Origin of the sequence: Acerihabitans arboris, from assembly GCF_010131535.1 — a bacterium.
In the GTDB taxonomy this organism is placed as follows: Bacteria; Pseudomonadota; Gammaproteobacteria; order Enterobacterales; family Enterobacteriaceae; genus Acerihabitans; species Acerihabitans arboris.
Genome location: NZ_WUBS01000002.1, coordinates 17314 through 34259, shown reverse-complemented (window position 1 = coordinate 34259; position 16946 = coordinate 17314). Strand labels below are relative to the sequence as shown.

Genomic DNA, 16946 nt, shown 5'->3' with positions numbered 1-16946 from the left:
GACCGAGGAGATATGATTCCAATATCACTGTTTAAAAAAAAAGGAGCTGAAATGGCTTTGTTTGATTATCGTAGCGAGAAGTTTACCCACGATCGGTTTACCGGGGCAGCGGTCGAAAACTGCACATTTCTTGATTGTGATTTTTCCGGTAGCGACCTGACGGAAACACGATTTATCGACTGTCAGTTTTACGACCATGAAAGTCAGATAGGGTGTAACTTCAGCCATGCAACGTTAAAGGATGCAAGTTTTAGAACCTGTGATTTGACGATGAATAACCTACGGAATATCAATGCGCTGGGGATAGAAATAAGGGAGTGCAGGGCGCAGGGAGCGGATTTTCGCGGTGCCAGTTTCATGAACCGGATCTCCTCGCGCAGTTGGTTTTGCAGTGCCTACATTATCAAAAATAATTTAAGCTATACCAATTTTTCAAAGGTTATCCTTGAAAAATGCGAGTTATGGGAAAACCGTTGGAATGGCGCCAATGTCCTGGGCGCTACCTTTTGCGGTTCCGACCTCTCCGGTGGTGAATTCTCTTCTTTTGACTGGCAAACCGCCAATTTCACCCAGTGCGACCTGACCAATTCAGCACTGGGCGAACTGGATGTTCGCAGTACTAACCTGGAAGGAGCAAAGCTGGATGCGGACCAGGTGTCGGAATTAATGGGGCGGCTCGGCATCATCGTTGTCAATTAACCGGGGGAAATGATCATTGCTTATCGAGCATGCCGCCAGCGGAAGCACACTCCACTCTAGAGAGAGGCAAAGCGTTCTTCGGAAAATTCTGATTTTTTCACCACGGCTCTCCTCGCCCCTGATAAAAGCATGGCAGGGAACGCCAGTTTTGTCTGATCCAGTTTATTGGAAGAAATCATTGCGGCTGGGCTAAGGCGTGACATTGAGAAACCAATCTCCTGTAGAGCGAGAAAATGGCTGTTTGGAAAGAGAACATATACAGAGCATTTAAAGTATATATGCATCCATGAATAATAGGTTAATTTAATCATCATTAATAATGGGCTTACGCTTGGACTTATGGGCTACGCTGGCAGGTTCCTAACGCGGGTACATTAGTCATTAATAAAGTTGGTCATAAAGTTACGCCCGATGTCAATGACTCAATGAAATGGTTTCGCGCGGATTCGGCTTATAATAAAATCCCTTATTTTAATTATAAGTTTGGGTAAAATGACGGCAATACTTTCTCTCATTATATCGCGACAACCTATCAGAACAGTCAAGTAGATAATAGCCTGCCTTACAGGAGGGATGATCGCTTGCAATACTTCTTTGCTGGTTTCATACAGGACAGAAAGCACATCCGCTTCGAATAAGCTTTCTTTATTTTGGAAAACCGGCCAGGTTTGGCTTTTTAAAACATTTTTTACAAAACCCATAAAATAAGTCCTCTTAATGACATAAATTTCAATAAACAGGTCAATCTTTCACGTAATTAAAAATTGCTGAAAATCTCAACCGTCAGGCAATAGAGAAGCCGCCATCTGCAACCAGTCCGGCCCCGCTCAGATAGCTCGACTCATCCGACGCCAGGAAAAGCGCGACGTTGGCAATCTCAAATCCAGAGCCTCGATTCAGAGGCGCGCGGCCGCCTGAACGCGGCATACATGACTGTCATATTCCTTTGCGGTGCAATGGGATCGGCATTGGGAGCGGCTACCTATTACGACGGTGGCTAGTGGACCACCTCCCTGGCAGGGGCCGCTATGGTATTGGTCATCCTGGTCGTCTTCGCAACCGGATTCCGCGCACCATGCGTGCCATAAATGCTTCATACCCGCACATTACAAACACCAAATTTCTGCAGAACAACCTAAGGTCAGTGGGATTACGCCAGTACCAGCGCAGCCACTTTTCAAGCTCAGGCGCATAGCGCTGAACCCAGAGGTAAAACGTGGTGTGATCGACGTAGACGCCCCGATTGGCAAGCATCTTCTGCAGTTCGCGGTAGTTGATGCCGTATTTGCAATACCGGTGTATGGCCCACGCTTTCTCACCGCGACGAGGCCCATCGGCGTGCGTTTCCTCGGGATTTCTAGGCCCGAGACGCCTATTCCGTACGACGTCTCTATGCTGTCGACAACGTCCCCGAACCCGATGTGCGACGCATTCGTGGAAATCGCTAAATGCCGCATATGCTTCGGTTCCGACGTGGAAATTCCGCCATGTTCCTTGCGCCACGCGTAAAAGGTAGCATCAGATACGCCCAGTTAGCGGCAGAATTCCGGCTCTGGCGTACCCAGCTCAGCCTGCTTCAGGGAAAAGGCAATCTGCTCTTCGGTGTATCGTGACTTTTTCACCGGGCGTGATTCCTCGTTTAAAACCTAAACATAAATTTTTAATGCGAAACGCAAGCTTAATACTATTGATAATTATTTCTATTTGCAATATTGTGTAAAAGTTCCAGAAAGGGCCGTTTTTATTTGTCAAGGGAGTGGCTGAACGATGGAATAACGTAATGTTAACAGCGATTTAACATTACATTTTTGCCGACGGGCAGTTGCCGAAAAAACTGCTTATTTTATCAACTTCATAACATATCAGGCCGTCCATACTGCCGGATTTCACCTGGGCAGTCTCCGGATCGGCTACAGATCAGGGAACATATGAATACCACATTCTCAGGTTACTCCTTAGCGACCCTAATCAGTCTGGGTCTGGGAACTCTGGCTCTTCCATTGGCCGCGCCTGCGGCCGACAGTACTACCACAGCACCGGTATCACCCCCCGCAAGAGACGGCGCGTCAGCGCTTGCCGACGACGACACCGCCGCAACGGCGGGCGATACCATCCTGGTCACCGCGGCGAAGCAAAACCTGCAGGCGCCTGGTGTGTCGATCATTGACAGCGAGGCAATCAAAAAACACCCCATCCAGCGCGATGTTGCCGAAATTATCCGTACCATGCCTGGTGTAAACCTCACAGGGAACTCTAACAGTGGCCAGCGTGGTAATAACCGCCAGATTGATATACGCGGCATGGGACCTGAGAATACCCTGATTCTGGTTGACGGCATGCCAGTGAGCAGCCGCAACTCGGTGCGTTATGGCTGGAGCGATGAACGTGATACCCGGGGTGATACTAACTGGGTGCCGCCGGAAATGATCGACCGCATTGAAGTCATTCGTGGCCCGGCAGCCGCCCTGTACGGCAGCGGCGCTATGGGAGGAGTGGTGAACATCATTACCAAACCGGCAGCCAAAGAGTGGCATGGCAATTTCAACAGCTATTTCAACGTGCCAGAACACAAATCTGAAGGAAGCACCAAACGCTACAATGCCAGTTTAAGTGGGGCACTGGCTGACAACCTGACCCTGCGTCTCTCCGGTAACTGGAATAAAACACAGGCTGATGCGCAGGACATCAACGAAAGTCACACAACTCCACGGATTGGAGCCTACGCTGGCACCTATCCATCCGGTCGCGAGGGCTTCATTAATAAAGACATTAATTCTGCCCTGCGCTGGGAATTTATGCCACAGCAGACACTGGAGCTTGATACCGGTTTTAGTCGCCAGGGCAACCTGTATGCTGGTGATACACAAAACACGAACAGTAATGCTCTGGTTAAAAAATATTACGGCAAGGAAACTAACATTCTCTATCGTCAGACACTCAGTCTTAAATACACCGGTTTGTGGGACAACGGCGTCACTACCAATAACTATGTTCAGTTTGAAAAAACACGCAATACCCGGCTCAATGAAGGCCTTTCAGGAGGCATCGCAGGGATTTTCAGCCCTTCTAATGAAGGCTTTTCTACTATTACGCTGTATGACACCAATCTGCACTCAGAGGTTAATATCCCATTCGACCTGTGGGTCAATCAAACCGTAACTTTCGGCGCGGAGATGAATCATCAGGCCATGAAAGATCCCGCGTCGAATATCGAATCCACCACGGCGGGCGGCTCGGTTAACGGGATTTCCAGTTCCGGACGTGATATAAACAGCTCGGCTGATATTTATGGCATTTTTACTGAAGATAATATTGAGCTGACTGATTCCACCCTTCTGACACCAGGCATTCGATTCAATCACCAGAACATCAGCGGCAGTAACTGGAGCCCGTCCCTGAATCTCTCCCAGAAACTGAGTAGCGACTTCACGCTGAAGCTGGGCATAGCCCGTGCATGGAAAGCTCCGAACCTGTATCAGACCAATCCCAACTACCTGTTATACAGTAGAGGCCAGGGCTGCTATGCCAGCGCTGGTTCCTGCTACTTACAGGGGAATCGTGATCTGAAAGCTGAGACCAGCGTCAACAAAGAGGTCGGACTTGAATTTAAACATGATGACGTGCAGGCCGGTCTGACCTGGTATCGCAACGACTACCGCGATAAAATTGAAAGTGGCTACGAGGCGGAGTACAACAACGGTACTTCAGATGTTTACAAATGGGAAAATGTACCTAAAGCAGTCGTTCAGGGTCTGGAAGGAACGTTCAACTTCCCGATAACCGATACGGTGAAGATAAATAATAACTTCACCTATATCATCGAAAACAAAAATAAAACTTCCGGTGATTACCTGTCTGTTATCCCCAAATATACGATTAATTCGACGCTGAACTGGCAGGCTACCAATGATCTGTCAGTTCAGGGCACGCTGACATGGTATGGCCGTCAGAAACCGAAAAAATATAATTATAAAGGGGAACCCACCTCAGGTAGCGAAACCCGGCAGGTAGCTCCTTATGCGCTGGCTGGCATGAGCGCAACCTATAACGTAAATAAATACATGGATGTTACTGCCGGGATAGATAATCTGTTCGACAAACGTCATTTCCGTGAGGGCAACGCCCAAAGCACCGGTAATGCTACGACTGGCGCATATCTGTGGGGGGCAGGGGCTAATACTTATAACGAGTCGGGCCGAACCTACTACATGCAGTTAGGAATGCATTTCTGATGCAAACAAATAACGCATCCTGACGTATAAGGGCTGCGAGCGGGGCATCCCCCTCGCAGCCTGTACAATCAATTATCCTGGTTTATCAGACGGGGTAATAACCAATGCATTAAATCCCCAACCGGACTGGGCAATGCCGGGCATAACAGAGATACCCCGACACCGAACGTAGCCTGATGAAGAAAGGTATCCATAAAACCCGGGACAAAAACCATGCCCGCAGACTCACAGCCATGCTGGAGTTGCGCCCTGGCGACCGCGTCAGTGACATTGCCGGAACGCTGCGCTGCGTGCGCGCAAATGAGGAGCCGGGTCCATTCGCCGACGCAGTCGCCGTATGGTTCGAGGAAGCGGTTCCAGTCCTCATCGATGGTGAAGAGGCGTTTTACCGGGCGCAAGATAGACATGCTGCGGAGTTCAACGTGGGGAGCAAGGCATGAAAACCGTCGTGTCTGCGAAGCAGACAGGCTTACGCCGTAGGCGTGCAACCGTTGTTACTCGCATTCATAATTTCACTGATGTGTCAGATAATGCTTGCAAGCGCTAATGATATTAGTAATTATTATCATTAGTATTCGTAAATTTAGTTTTTTATCTGACTTGTGTCTTACGGGGGCGGTCTAAAAGGGAGAGAAGGGAAGGCGGAACATCTATAAGGACTTCCCAGGCAGGTCAACGGGTACTGTTGCAAACAGGATGATGAAATGAGTTTTTTCTTTCAAGCAGGACTTATAAACAAAAAGCCTGTTCACCAGACGCACCTCGTCCTGCGGATGCCCATAATACCAGGGCGAAGCCTGGCCGAATGGCAATGTCCCTAGTGCCGTTAATTCAGGACAATAACGCATAAAGCGTTATCGGTAGTCGGGAGATGGATAGCCGGATTCGATAGAGGCGTCGCACGGTGGTTAAGCAATAGTTTGCGTTGGTTACGTTGCTAAGTCGCCGATAAAGCGCCCCCATCGGAATTAAAAGGGGTCTCAGCTTCGATTAGCCGATCGGTGGCTTGACTGGGAATGCATGGCCGCCTCAGCGGGCTGGGTGTTTGCGTTAACTTTCGGATTTCAGTTCGTCAAACGGAGAGGGATTTTCTCATGCGTGTTCTCTTTGTTGGTCCACCTTTGTACGGTCTATTGTATCCAGTGTTCTCTCTTGCCCAGGCTTTTCGTGTGAATGGGCATGAAGTTGTGATCGCGAGCGCAGGAAAATTTGCGCAAAAGGCGGCTGAGGCCGGCCTGGTGGCGTTCGATGCCGCGCCCGGATTCGATTCGGAGGCCGGCTATCGGCGCCAGGAAGATATGCGAAAGAACGGCAATATAGGCACCAGAATGGGGAACTTCTCTTTCTTTAGTGAAGAGATGGCTGACCGCCTGGTTGAATTCGCCGGGGAATGGCAGCCCGACCTGATCGTGTATCCGCCACTTGGCGTGGTAGGGCCATTAATTGCGGCTAGGTATGGTATCCCCGTGGTCATGCAAACCGTGGGATTTGCCCACACCCCCTGGCATATAAAAGGGGTGACGCGATCGTTGGCCGATGCCTACACCCGCCACGGTGTCGATGCGCCGCCGCGCGATCTTGCATGGATCGATGTCACGCCGCCGAGCATGAGTATTCTGAAGAATGAAGGCGAACCCATCATTTCAATGCAGTATGTACCCTACAACGGAGGGGCGGTCTGGGAGGAATGGTGGGAGAGGGCGCCGGACAGAAAACGTTTGTTGGTCAGTCTCGGCACCGTCAAGCCCATGGTCGATGGGCTGGATCTGATTTCGTGGGTTATGGACTCGGCCGATGAGGTGGATGCCGACATCATCTTACAGCTATCAGCTAATGCGCGTTCTGATTTACGAAAGCTGCCGCCAAATGTGCGGCTTGTAGACTGGATTCCGATGGGCGTGTTTCTCAACGGCGCCGATGGATTTATTCATCATGGGGGGGCGGGTAACACCCTGACGGCCTTGCACGCCGGGATACCGCAGATCGTATTTGGCCAAGGGGCGGATCGTCCTGTCAATGCCAAGGCTGTCGTGGAGCGGGGTTGCGGGATCATCCCCGGCGAGGACGGATTGACTAGTGTCCTGATCAATACATTCCTGGGTAATACCGCACTGCGTGCAGCTTCAGCACAGGTCGCTGCCGAAATGGCTACGCAAGCGAGTCCGTCCGAGGTTGCCGAAAGCCTGGTCGCAAAACTGGAACACGGCTGACTACGGCCATTCTACGATTATGTCACGCCAGCGTGATGGCGCAGCCTTTATCCGCCAAGGATTCCAGCGGGGGCCTGCCCTGACGCAATGTTCAACTGGATCTGTCTGGGTGCGGTTTGCCGACTGCACCCATGGATCTGTTCTATCGCAGATGAAGGAGGCTTGATGCCCACTGCCCATTCCCCAATGCCGGCTGGCTCCTGGATAGTTCGCCTTGCCGGCGTGTGCTGGGAACGTAAGACGTTAAGCATCATTGTGGTGCTTGCTTCGGTGACGACGATTGTCCTGGCCGCGTTGACGCCTTTACTTACCCGCCAGGCGGTTAACGATGCACTGGCGGGCGATCCCACCGGGTTGCCATGGCTCGCCGCCGGACTGCTGTTCATTGCACTGTTCGATTTCGTCGGCAACTACCTGCGCCGCGGCTATGCCGGGGAACTTTCGTTGTGGGTTCAGCACACTTTGCGGGGAAGGGCTTTCGACAGTATCCAAAAACTTGATGGCGCCGGACAAGACGCCCTGCGTACGGGGCAGGTCATTTCGCGCACCAATAGCGATCTCCAGCAGATGCATACTCTGTTGCAGATGTGCCCTGTGCCTTTGGCCGTCCTCACCTATTACGTTGCGGGTCTCGCGGTGATGTTGTGGATGTCGCCATCCATGACGCTAATCGTCGTCGCCGTGCTGGCCGGTTTAGCCGTTACGGCGCTGCGCGCGCGCCGTCGTGTTTTTGCGCAGACGGGCCTGGCTTCGGACAGGCTCGCTCACCTGACGGAGCACATGCGTGAGGTTCTGACGCAGATCTCCATCGTCAAGTCATGTGTGGGGGAGCTGCGTGAGATGAGATGGCTGGACCGCCAGTCGCGGCATATGGTGCGCGTGCGCATCGGTTCGGCGATCTCCCAGGCCATGCCGGGCGCCACCATGCTGGCATTCCCGGTGCTCGGCCAAATCGTGCTGCTGGGTTTCGGCGGATGGTCCGTGATGGCTGGACGGATCGACCTGGGAACCTTCGTGGCTTTTGCCAGTTTCCTCGCCATGCTGACCGGTCCTACCCGGGTGTTTGCCTCGTTCCTGGTTATTGCTCAGCGTACCCAGGCTTCGGTAGAGCGCGTTTTCTCACTCATCGACACCCGGCCGCAAATGCAAGATGGCTCTCAGTCCGTTGTTGGAAAGGTTGTTGGATTGGAATTGGAGGGTGTTGGATTCAACTACGGCTGCGGTGCCGGCGTACTGCGCGATGTGTCATTTTCAATCAGTGCGGGAGAGACTATCGCCATAGTGGGCGCGTCTGGTTCGGGTAAATCGACCTTGTTGATGCTGCTTGCACGGTTCTACGATACGACCGCCGGGCACCTGTGGCTCAAAACTGAGCGGGGTAGGCAGAATATTGCCGATCTCAGACTGGATGAGCTGCGTCGCGCGGTCGGCGTGGTGTTCGAAGATACCTTTCTGTTTGCCGGCACCGTCGCCGAGAATATCGCCTATGGTCATCCAGATGCCACGGAGGAGGACATTCGTCATGCAGCCGACGCGGCCGGAGCTACCGCCTTCATTTTAGCGCTACCGAAGGGGTTCAAGACCCAGCTTACCGAGCGCGGTACCAACCTCTCCGGTGGACAAAGACAGCGCATTGCTCTCGCCCGTGCGTTGCTTACGGCTCCAAGCGTATTGATCCTGGACGACACCACTTCGGCGGTTGATGCAGGTACCGAGGCGGAGATCAACGCCGCACTTGGCCGATATTCCGACCATGGGCACATGCTCCTGGTTATAGCACGTCGGCGTTCGACGTTGCAGTTGGCCAGCAGGATTGTGGTGCTTGAGGCGGGGCGCGTTGCCGACATCGGCACACAGGCTGAGCTTGAGGCGCGCTGTCCGGCATTCCGTTCCCTCATGTCAAGCGCGGGCGATTTCCTGGAGAAATCCTCGGTTTTGGCCTCGGTACTATGGCCCGAGCCGGTCTCCTCCCTGGCGGACCCTGGTGGTAAGGGCGATGAAGACACCACGGCCATGGCTGGCGAAGGTTTCCGTGAACGCATGAGTCGCGTGCCCGAACGGGCGGTGCGGTTGGCACAGGCAGGTAAAGGGCGGCGGGTAGCATCGCTGTTAGCCCCTGTAGCGTGGATGTTTGTGGCTGCCGCCATGCTGATCGCGGTTGATTCGGCAGCGAACGTCGGCGTGCTCGTGCTGTTGCAGCGTGGTATCGACACGGGCGTAGCCGTGGGCAACCTGGCCATGATCGGGATGTGTGCGGCGCTCGCCCTGTGCTTGGTTGCCGTCAGTTGGTGTTGCTATTCATTGCAGACAGTGGTCTCGGCGCGTGCGGCGGAAACCGTGCAGCACACGGTTCGGTTAAGAAGCTTCGGCCATTTGTTGCGGCTAGGCCTGCCTTACCACGAGCAGAACGTCGATACCCGGCTCACCAGAATGACAGTAGACGTGGACGCACTGGCGCGGTTTCTGCAAAACGGTCTCGCCGGCGCTGCAACCAGCCTGGTCACCATGGTAGCCATTGCGGTAGCTATGTTCTGGCTCGACCCTGTCCTGGCACTCGTGGCATTAGGCGGTGTCCCGGTGGTCATACTTGCGACATGGATTTACCGCCGTTTGAGTTCACCCGCCCATGCCCAGGCCCGCATAGAGATCGGAAAAGTAAATAGCACCCTGCAAGAGAAAGTGTCAGGGCTTCGCGTGGTGCAATCGCATGGGCAGCAGGATCTGGAGGCAGCCAAGCTGCGTGCGCTGTCGGATCGCTTTCGCGCCACCCGCGTGCGTGCTCAAAAATATCTTGCCGTTTACTTTCCATTCCTTACATTCTGTACCGAGGCGTCTTACGCTGCCGTGCTGTTAGTGGGTGCATCCCGCGTCGCCGAAGGTGAGTTGACGGCAGGCGTGCTGGCGGGATTCTTCTTGTTGCTGGGGCAGTTCTATGGGCCGGTACAGCAACTGTCCGGTATTGTCGATGCCTACCAGCAAGCTTCCGCCAGCGGGAAGCATATTGATGCACTGTTGGCCACAGAGGGAGCGGAGGATATGGAACCTTCGGATCCGTCTTCGCTAGTTCCCATGCAGGGAGAGCTTAGGCTGGAAGATGTAACGTTTCGTTATCCCGGCGGCAGTGAGCCTGCACTGGATAGACTAAGCCTGTCCATACCGGCGGGTTCGGTAGTGGCGGTGGTGGGCCGCAGCGGTGCCGGAAAGTCTACCCTGGTCAAGCTGATCGCCGGGCTATATTCCCCCTCGAGCGGCAAGATTCGCATCGGCGGACGTGCCGTCGAAGAGATGTCACTTGCCGACTATCGTTCCCAGGTGGGCTTGGTAGAGCAGGATGTGGCGTTGTTCAGTGGCGACATCGCCGAGAACATTCGCTATTCGCGTCCATGGAGCACGGATGCGGAGGTTGAAAGCGCAGCGCTACAGGTTGGCCTGTTCGATACGATGCGCGCCCTGCCGCAGGGGTTTCGGACCCCGGTGAACAACGGTGGGACGGACTTATCGGCTGGACAGCGCCAGCTCATTGCTTTGGCCCGCGCGCAGCTTGCCAATGCGCATGTCCTGTTGCTCGACGAGGCCACTTCACGCCTGGATCGCTCTTCAGAGGAGACGCTAATGACGTCTCTGGCCGATGGCGCCCGAGCTTATGGCCGAACGGCGCTTGTGGTTGCCCATCGACTCACCACCGCCTGTCGATGCGATGCGATCGCCGTGCTGGAGGGGGGCAGTATCGCCGAATACGGTACGCACGCGGAGCTGCTTACATTGGATGGCCTCTACGCGCGGCTGTGGCGTGATAGCGCTGGTGCCGCCGTTTCCCACGCTGCGGCACTATCGGATAACGCAGAGCATAAGCCGGCGGGGGAACTGCTGGGATAACAGCCCGATGGAACGGTTCTTTAGGAGTCTTAAGGCAGAATGGGTGCCGGCGACCGGCTATCAAAGCGGCACACCGGGGTCCGGTCTGCCATAAACCGCTATATCACGGGGTTATTGCAACGCAATCAGCCCCCGTGGGTATAATGGCGGCCTAACGCCAAATGAATCAGAGCGGCTGTTCCATGAACAGTCTAATGTGGTGATCAATTGTTGTTGGTCACTACACTACACACCACCTTTATATTTCATGGAATGCCAAAAATGAGGAATATACCGCCCTTAACGCCCGATGATGTCGGCGCCGCAGCACGCGTACGCACACAGCTGGCAACAAGCGCATCGCTGGACATCACCCGGTTCTGGCGTGACGTTGAATCTGTCGATATTCCTCTGGCCGCTGAGGTTCAGGGTAAAAGCGACGACCGCGAGGTCACCTTTTTATGGCGCTCGGGAAAGCCGCTGCAGGGTGTTTATGTCCGCTTGAACCGTGTGACCGACAAAAGCAATGTCGCCAAGGGGCTAATGGCCCACGTCCCGTCTAGCGACATCTGGACGCTGACACTAAGATTGCCGGCCACGTACCGCGGCTCATACACGATTATCGAAATTCCAGAGGGAACCTCACCTGAATCGATCTCGCAGCTTGGTGGTCGCTGCCCTGCGTTTGCCGGTCAGCCCGACCCGCTTAACCAGGCACCGGGCATTAACGTACGAGGGGACGCACAGGAGTCTATCCTGGCCCTGGAGCTGGCCCCAGAACAAAGCGAGTGGGCTGGGGTACCACGTGCCCAGCGCGGCGTGCTCGCCACTTCCTATCCCTTGGTCGCCGGCCACAAGCGCCGCGTTCGCCTCTATCTTCCCGACGTACCCAGGTCGGCGCCTTTGGGATTACTTGTATTGCTCGATGCTGAAACGTGGTTCGACCACATAGGTGTCCTTGGGGCCATCGATGTCGCCATCAATAACGGCCGTATCGGCCCCTTGGCGGTGCTTGGAATCGACAACCTTGATGAATCCGATCGCTCTGCGATCCTGGGTGGCTATAGCGAAGTCGTACTGGACATCGCCGAGCGCTTGGTACCTCAGGTCCGTGCGGATTATCCTGATAGAACATGGGCTGGCCGTTCAAATACCGTACTGTCCGGGCAAAGCCTTGGTGGCGTTACCGCACTCATGGCCGCCATGCATGCGCCGGGCATATTCGGCTCCGTACTATGCCACTCTCCCTCCCTGTGGTGGACGCCGGATAGGAGCAGACGTCCCTTCATGTTCACCGAAAATGATACCTCCTGGGTGAGCGAACACGTGCTGTCCACGCCTCCGAAGCAGGTGCGGATCCGGCTATGCGTGGGCGCTTTGGAAGGAGCTATGGTTCCTCATGTCCAACAATTGCACCAACGGCTACTTGCAGCAGGCGTAGATAGCGATCTTACAATCTATACCGGCGGCCACGATTTTGCATGGTGGCGTGGAGCCCTCATCGACGGACTAACCGTACTATAACGGTCAACTAAAACCGGACACCTTTCCAGGTACTTAGTTAAACGGCGTTCGGATCCCGTTATCAATAGGCGAATATAGAGAAGAAATACATGAATGGCCGAAAATATCGAAATAGTTATCAGCACATGGCGATGTTTTCAGCCGTATTTTTCATAATACTCCTGTATGCCGGGAACAGTAATGCCAAACCGGATATGAAGCCACTGGGGCCGAATATTGCCGAGCGGGGATCTTCTTTTTATCATTTCAGCGTAAGTAGATTCGACTCTGCGGACGGAAAAAGACATTACAAAATATGGACGGGTATCCCAGATAAATCTCCCCCGACATCAGGTTTCCCCATCCTGTATATGCTGGATGGAAACGCGGTCATGGACAGGTTGTCGGACACTCTGCTGAAGGAACTTTCAGAAAAAACACCGCCTGTAATAGTAGCAATTGGATATCAGACAGAATTCCCCTTCGAACCGAACGCCAGAGCGTATGATTATACGCCACTGGGTAAACAGAATAGTAAGGAATACGGTGATCCTGAACGTTATGGCCGGAAAGGCGGTGGGAGCGCGATGTTTCGTCAACTGCTTGAAGACGGAATTTCTCTTAAAGTGGAAAAAGATATTAAAATAAACCCCTATGAACGAGGAATTTGGGGGCATTCCTATGGAGGATTATTTGTCATGGACGCTTATTTATCATCATCCTTTTTTAAATTTTATTACGCTGCCAGTCCGTCACTGGAAAGAGATGATTTCGCACTATTGAGCAAGTTGGGGCATATAAATAAACGCAATTTCAGTAATAAGCAGCTGTATCTAATGGAAGGTACTGGCGCTCCAGGAAAAAAAGTAACAGGTGAAGTCCCGGATGCCCTGAGCAAAGTCCGCAGAACGCTTTCGAGCCTTCGTGCGGATGGGCTGCCGGCAGCATACTGGCTGTATCCCGGACTCACTCATGGGGAGATGTTTAACGTCTCCTTTCAGAGCGCTTTGTTACATATAGGGACTCTAAGCGGGAACCGTTCTAAATTTTGTCACTTACATTACTTTTCTGATTAAGGGCGCGGAATGTGCGGTTATGGATAAGCGTATATGCAGCCTTGTAACTACCAACATTTATATTACGGTTATTGTCAGCATAATCGGTCAGTTTTTTATTCAGGGACAGGTATATATGGGCAATTCAGCACGGGCATCTTCTTCTGCGCATGGCTCGATAAGGAAATTAATCTCTCTGCCTTCCGCTATAGTCGGCACGCCAGCCGCTTTAAGTTCCTGATGCAAAAACTTTGGCAGGCAATGGTAAACACTCTGCCCTTTGCCTGCCAGGATCGCGCGTCCGTCAAATCTGGGTAGGATCATAGATCGCTTGCTGCATCATGCGGACCATTAGGCGTTCAAAGCAGCGGGCTGGCAACGTAGCGGCTTGATCAAACAAGATTATTGTCGGCAGCATACCCTTACCATTAGCGTCTTTTATTATTGGATCAAATAGAATAATGAGTGACGCCCTGACAAGCATTTACGGCCCCAGCGGGTCGTACAAGTCCTTTATGGCGATTGCCTGGGCCTGCCATATTGCCACCGGCATGCCCGGGGCTGGAGGCGGGGCACGCAGGGCTGGTGCTGTATATCGTCGGGGATGGCGGTATCGACATGCCGTGCCGGATTAAGGCCTGGGAGCGAACGTCAGCGACAACAGCGCATCGGTACGTTCTAATGCATTTGACTGCGAAAATAGGTATGAATACACTAGCTTGTCATTCTTCAGCCATGACTGCTGGTTTCACGTTGTACACCTATCGGGGACAGCTGCTTGCCGGCACTCTGCATGCTGATGAGAAAACATTGAGCATCGTGCTGATGGTCGATGGTATCGCCGGTACGCTGGGTAATATGCTGAGCGGTTGGTAAAAGTAAAAGCCCAACAACATGTAGGGCATGGCCATCCTGAGTATCCAGCGCCAGGCTTTGTCATAACTGCTGTTTATTGTCGGGCTATTTTCACCGCCGCCTCCACCAGGTTCAATCGCGCGGCAAAGGGATCAACGCCAAATTGCGGTTGACCATTGATACCAAAAACGTCGATAAACTGCGTGGTTTCAAGCTCGCCATGGGCATCGAGGCCGTCCTGCTGTTCCTGTTTTATTTTGTTGCGCCGGCGAATGTGCCCTTGGTCTGCCTGCTGATTGTGCTGATCAACGTTATCCAACTGGCGGCGACACCGTTGCAGTGGAGCATGCTGTCGGACGTTATCGATGTAGAAGAGCTTCGCAGCGGCCGACGCCTGAGCGGCATCGTGTTTTCAACCAATCTGTTCGCCATCAAATTGGGCATCGCCATCGGCGGCGCGCTGATCGGCTGGTTGCTCGCCTGGGGCAACTATGTCGGTGGCGCCGCCACCCAGGCGGATGCGGCGCTGGAGATCATCGCGCTGCTGTTTACCGTATTGCCGGGAATGCTGACGCTTAGCCTTATCCTGATAATGTATCGGTACTCCCTGGACGATAAAAAACTGGCGCTGCTGAATATCGCCGCGCCGGGCCATTTCCCCGAACCTACTACACCGGACAATTTACCGAGGAGAGCCGACGTATGAATATTGAGTGGATCATGTCATCAGATGAGGCACAGTGGCGGCGAGGAGGCCAAATAACCGAAACGACCGAAGCAGCTAACTTAGTATTGGGTGAGGCACGCGGGCGTAAGTTGGAGGGGTTTGGCGGGTGTTTTAACGAGCTGGGCATGGTTGCGTTGAATGCGCTGGACAAAGCGCGGCAAAACGCGATTTTGGATGACTTGTTCTCATCGGACGGAGAGTGCCGCCTGACGATGGGGAGAGTGCCGATCGGTGCCAGCGATTATGCCGTCTCATGGTACAGCCTGAACGAACAGGAAGATGATTATGCCATGGAGAAGTTTTCCATTGATCGGGATAAACGCCTTCTGCTGCCGTATATCAAGGCCGCGCTGGCGCGCCAGCCCAACATGACGCTTTTCGCTTCTCCCTGGAGCCCGCCGACCTGGCTGAAGACGCACCAGGCCTGCAATTTTGGCCGATTGCGCCGGGATGCGCGGACCCAGGAGGCTTACGCGTTATATTTCAGGAAATTTGTTGAGTACTACCGGGCCGAAGGCGTACCCATCGCCCAGGTACATATTCAAAATGAAGTCGTGGCGGACCAAAAGTTTCCGTCGTGCGTATGGAGCGGCGAGCAACTGCGTGATTTCATCAAAGGATATCTGGGCCCGCGGTTCAGGCGGGACAGCGTTGCCAGCGAAATCTGGCTGGGGACCATCAATGCCCCTGAGTTTTTGAAAGAGCCGGGGCAGGACTATGACGACTACGCCAACTGCGTGCTCTCGGATCCGGAGGCTTATCGGTATGTCGCCGGCGTGGGTTACCAGTGGGCGGGTAAAAACGCCATTCAGCGAACGGTAATGAGCTACCCCGAATTGCGCTATTACCAGACGGAAAACGAATGCGGCGATGGCCAAAATACGTGGCAGTATGCACATTATGTCTTCGGTTTGTTCCGACATTATCTGGTGAACGGCGCCAACGGTTATTTCTACTGGAACATGGTGCTGGCCGACGGTGGGGAAAGTACCTGGGGATGGAAACAAAACAGTATGATATCGGTGAATACCTCAACACAAGACGTCGTTTACAACCCTGAGTATTACGTGATGCGTCATTTTTCCCGCTTGATCCAGCCCGGCGCCCGGATGGTTCCTTTGACCGGCGCGATGAGCGGTAATGCGGTAGCCTTTGAAAACCAGGACGGCTCGGTCATTGTCAATCTCAGTAACCCGTCCACGGCACAACGGCAATTGCGCCTGGCTACTCCGGGGAATGCCTTTGCAATGGAGCTAGCGGCAAACTCATTGCATTCGTTTGTCCTCAAACCGCGCGCTTGAAAAGAGGCGCTTTAGTGGACCGGGCCTCGCAGGTACTCCCGCTGACATTGACGAATGTTCCCCCTGCGCGCGCCTTATGAGCGTGAACCCGGCGAAGAGCCAGACATTGATGTCTTTGGCCGGGGTCATATTGTAGACAAGAGCGGGCAGGGAACGGTCGATTTTGTGCTGGGCGGCCTGCCGGAGAGTACAGTCCTGCTTTATGTCATAACCTGCATGCCCTGGCTATGTTTCGTTATGACAGGGAATTTAGTCAGTGGCAGACATTATGAGGCTACCGCTAGCGCATTGACCTGAGAACAACCTAATTAATCCATTTACCATCCAATGCATGACTTGGTTATTAATATCACGTTCTCATGGCGCCAGGAATTCAAATAATAGATTTGCTCTGAAATTTAAGGCGTCAGGCTAGACTCAAGACACATTATGTCCACAAGACCAGAACAGCGTAACGAATAGCATGGAAATTGATTAACCGGTTTAAACCACCATTCTAAAGTTATCCC

At 53.3% G+C, this 16946-nt stretch carries 13 protein-coding genes and 5 pseudogenes; 14 read left to right on the top strand and 4 right to left on the bottom strand.

Translation table 11 applies throughout. From position 1 onward, the window contains the following. Nucleotides 1-51: 51 nt before the first annotated feature. Nucleotides 52-699 carry a Qnr family pentapeptide repeat protein gene (locus GRH90_RS02400; RefSeq protein ID WP_162364310.1) on the top strand — a complete coding sequence of 216 codons (648 nt, stop codon included), beginning with the start codon at nt 52-54 and terminating at the stop codon, nt 697-699. A gap of 422 nt (nt 700-1121) precedes the next feature. Here the strand turns inward: GRH90_RS02400 and GRH90_RS02395 are convergent, their stop codons facing one another. From GRH90_RS02395 to GRH90_RS26660, 4 genes and pseudogenes are all read right to left on the bottom strand, one after another. Next, on the bottom strand, nt 1122-1400 hold the full coding sequence (locus GRH90_RS02395; protein WP_162364309.1) for a hypothetical protein: 279 nt from the start codon (nt 1398-1400) through the stop codon (nt 1122-1124). 82 nt (nt 1401-1482) lie between these two features. Beyond that, nucleotides 1483-1626: an SDR family oxidoreductase gene (locus GRH90_RS02390; RefSeq protein WP_162364308.1), complete on the bottom strand. Its 144-nt coding sequence runs from the start codon at nt 1624-1626 to the stop codon at nt 1483-1485. Nucleotides 1627-1836: 210 nt separating this feature from the next. Beyond that, nucleotides 1837-2001, bottom strand: a pseudogene (locus GRH90_RS02385) (IS6 family transposase); the annotation flags it as partial. Between the two features lie 143 nt (nt 2002-2144). Then, nucleotides 2145-2321 (bottom strand): annotated as a pseudogene (locus GRH90_RS26660) (transposase); the annotation flags it as partial. 306 nt (nt 2322-2627) lie between these two features. On the opposite strand from GRH90_RS26660, the gene GRH90_RS02380 reads away from it, so the two are divergent. The 13 genes and pseudogenes from GRH90_RS02380 to GRH90_RS02330 all read left to right on the top strand — a co-directional run bounded on the left by GRH90_RS02380 (nt 2628) and on the right by GRH90_RS02330 (nt 16437). Then, on the top strand, nt 2628-4931 hold the full coding sequence (locus GRH90_RS02380; RefSeq protein ID WP_162364307.1) for a TonB-dependent siderophore receptor: 2304 nt from the start codon (nt 2628-2630) through the stop codon (nt 4929-4931). A 133-nt stretch (nt 4932-5064) separates the two neighbouring features. Then, nucleotides 5065-5233, top strand: a pseudogene (locus tag GRH90_RS26130) (IS630 family transposase); the annotation flags it as partial. A 792-nt stretch (nt 5234-6025) separates the two neighbouring features. Further along, on the top strand, nt 6026-7141 hold the full coding sequence (locus GRH90_RS02370; RefSeq protein WP_162364306.1) for a glycosyltransferase: 1116 nt from the start codon (nt 6026-6028) through the stop codon (nt 7139-7141). 165 nt (nt 7142-7306) lie between these two features. Further along, nucleotides 7307-11017 carry a salmochelin/enterobactin export ABC transporter IroC gene (gene iroC / locus GRH90_RS02365; RefSeq protein WP_162364305.1) on the top strand — a complete coding sequence of 1237 codons (3711 nt, stop codon included), beginning with the start codon at nt 7307-7309 and terminating at the stop codon, nt 11015-11017. Next, nucleotides 10962-11282, top strand: a pseudogene (locus tag GRH90_RS26125) (integrase core domain-containing protein); the annotation flags it as partial. The gene iroC and the pseudogene GRH90_RS26125, both read left to right, overlap by 56 nt. After that, complete coding sequence (locus tag GRH90_RS02355; RefSeq protein WP_162364304.1) at nt 11279-12520, top strand: alpha/beta hydrolase-fold protein; 1242 nt, start codon at nt 11279-11281, stop codon at nt 12518-12520. The pseudogene GRH90_RS26125 and the gene GRH90_RS02355, both read left to right, overlap by 4 nt. An 89-nt stretch (nt 12521-12609) precedes the next feature. Beyond that, nucleotides 12610-13575, top strand: coding sequence for an alpha/beta hydrolase (locus GRH90_RS02350; protein ID WP_162364303.1), 966 nt, complete (start codon nt 12610-12612; stop codon nt 13573-13575). Between the two features lie 33 nt (nt 13576-13608). Continuing rightward, complete coding sequence (locus GRH90_RS02345; RefSeq protein WP_162364302.1) at nt 13609-13872, top strand: transposase DNA-binding-containing protein; 264 nt, start codon at nt 13609-13611, stop codon at nt 13870-13872. A gap of 70 nt (nt 13873-13942) precedes the next feature. After that, the gene (locus GRH90_RS26800) at nt 13943-14011 is read left to right on the top strand and encodes a hypothetical protein (protein WP_446678242.1); all 69 of its coding nucleotides are present in this window, start codon (nt 13943-13945) and stop codon (nt 14009-14011) included. A gap of 7 nt (nt 14012-14018) precedes the next feature. Beyond that, nucleotides 14019-14196, top strand: a pseudogene (locus tag GRH90_RS26120) (AAA family ATPase); the annotation flags it as partial. A gap of 63 nt (nt 14197-14259) precedes the next feature. Continuing rightward, entirely contained in the window at nt 14260-14430 is a 171-nt protein-coding gene (locus GRH90_RS26115) for a hypothetical protein (RefSeq protein WP_246235833.1), read from the top strand. A 142-nt stretch (nt 14431-14572) separates the two neighbouring features. Further along, a complete protein-coding gene (locus GRH90_RS02335) occupies nt 14573-15115 on the top strand; it encodes an MFS transporter (protein ID WP_246235831.1) in 543 nt (180 codons plus the stop codon). Continuing rightward, on the top strand, nt 15112-16437 hold the full coding sequence (locus tag GRH90_RS02330) for a glycoside hydrolase family 30 protein (RefSeq protein WP_162364301.1): 1326 nt from the start codon (nt 15112-15114) through the stop codon (nt 16435-16437). Before GRH90_RS02335 ends, GRH90_RS02330 begins: the two co-directional genes overlap by 4 nt. Nucleotides 16438-16946: the final 509 nt, after the last annotated feature.

Bases quoted from the DNA above. Each gene is read 5' to 3' on its own strand.
- GRH90_RS02380 (WP_162364307.1), top strand. From the start codon at position 2,628: ATGAATACCACATTCTCAGGTTACTCCTTAGCGACCCTAATCAGTCTG.
- iroC (WP_162364305.1), top strand. From the start codon at position 7,307: ATGCCCACTGCCCATTCCCCAATGCCGGCTGGCTCCTGGATAGTTCGC.
- GRH90_RS02400 (WP_162364310.1), top strand. From the start codon at position 52: ATGGCTTTGTTTGATTATCGTAGCGAGAAGTTTACCCACGATCGGTTT.
- GRH90_RS02330 (WP_162364301.1), top strand. From the start codon at position 15,112: ATGAATATTGAGTGGATCATGTCATCAGATGAGGCACAGTGGCGGCGA.
- GRH90_RS26115 (WP_246235833.1), top strand. From the start codon at position 14,260: ATGAATACACTAGCTTGTCATTCTTCAGCCATGACTGCTGGTTTCACG.
- GRH90_RS02350 (WP_162364303.1), top strand. From the start codon at position 12,610: ATGAATGGCCGAAAATATCGAAATAGTTATCAGCACATGGCGATGTTT.
- GRH90_RS02370 (WP_162364306.1), top strand. From the start codon at position 6,026: ATGCGTGTTCTCTTTGTTGGTCCACCTTTGTACGGTCTATTGTATCCA.
- GRH90_RS02395 (WP_162364309.1), bottom strand. From the start codon at position 1,400: ATGGGTTTTGTAAAAAATGTTTTAAAAAGCCAAACCTGGCCGGTTTTC.
- GRH90_RS02390 (WP_162364308.1), bottom strand. From the start codon at position 1,626: ATGCCGCGTTCAGGCGGCCGCGCGCCTCTGAATCGAGGCTCTGGATTT.
- GRH90_RS02355 (WP_162364304.1), top strand. From the start codon at position 11,279: ATGAGGAATATACCGCCCTTAACGCCCGATGATGTCGGCGCCGCAGCA.
- GRH90_RS02345 (WP_162364302.1), top strand. From the start codon at position 13,609: ATGCAGCCTTGTAACTACCAACATTTATATTACGGTTATTGTCAGCAT.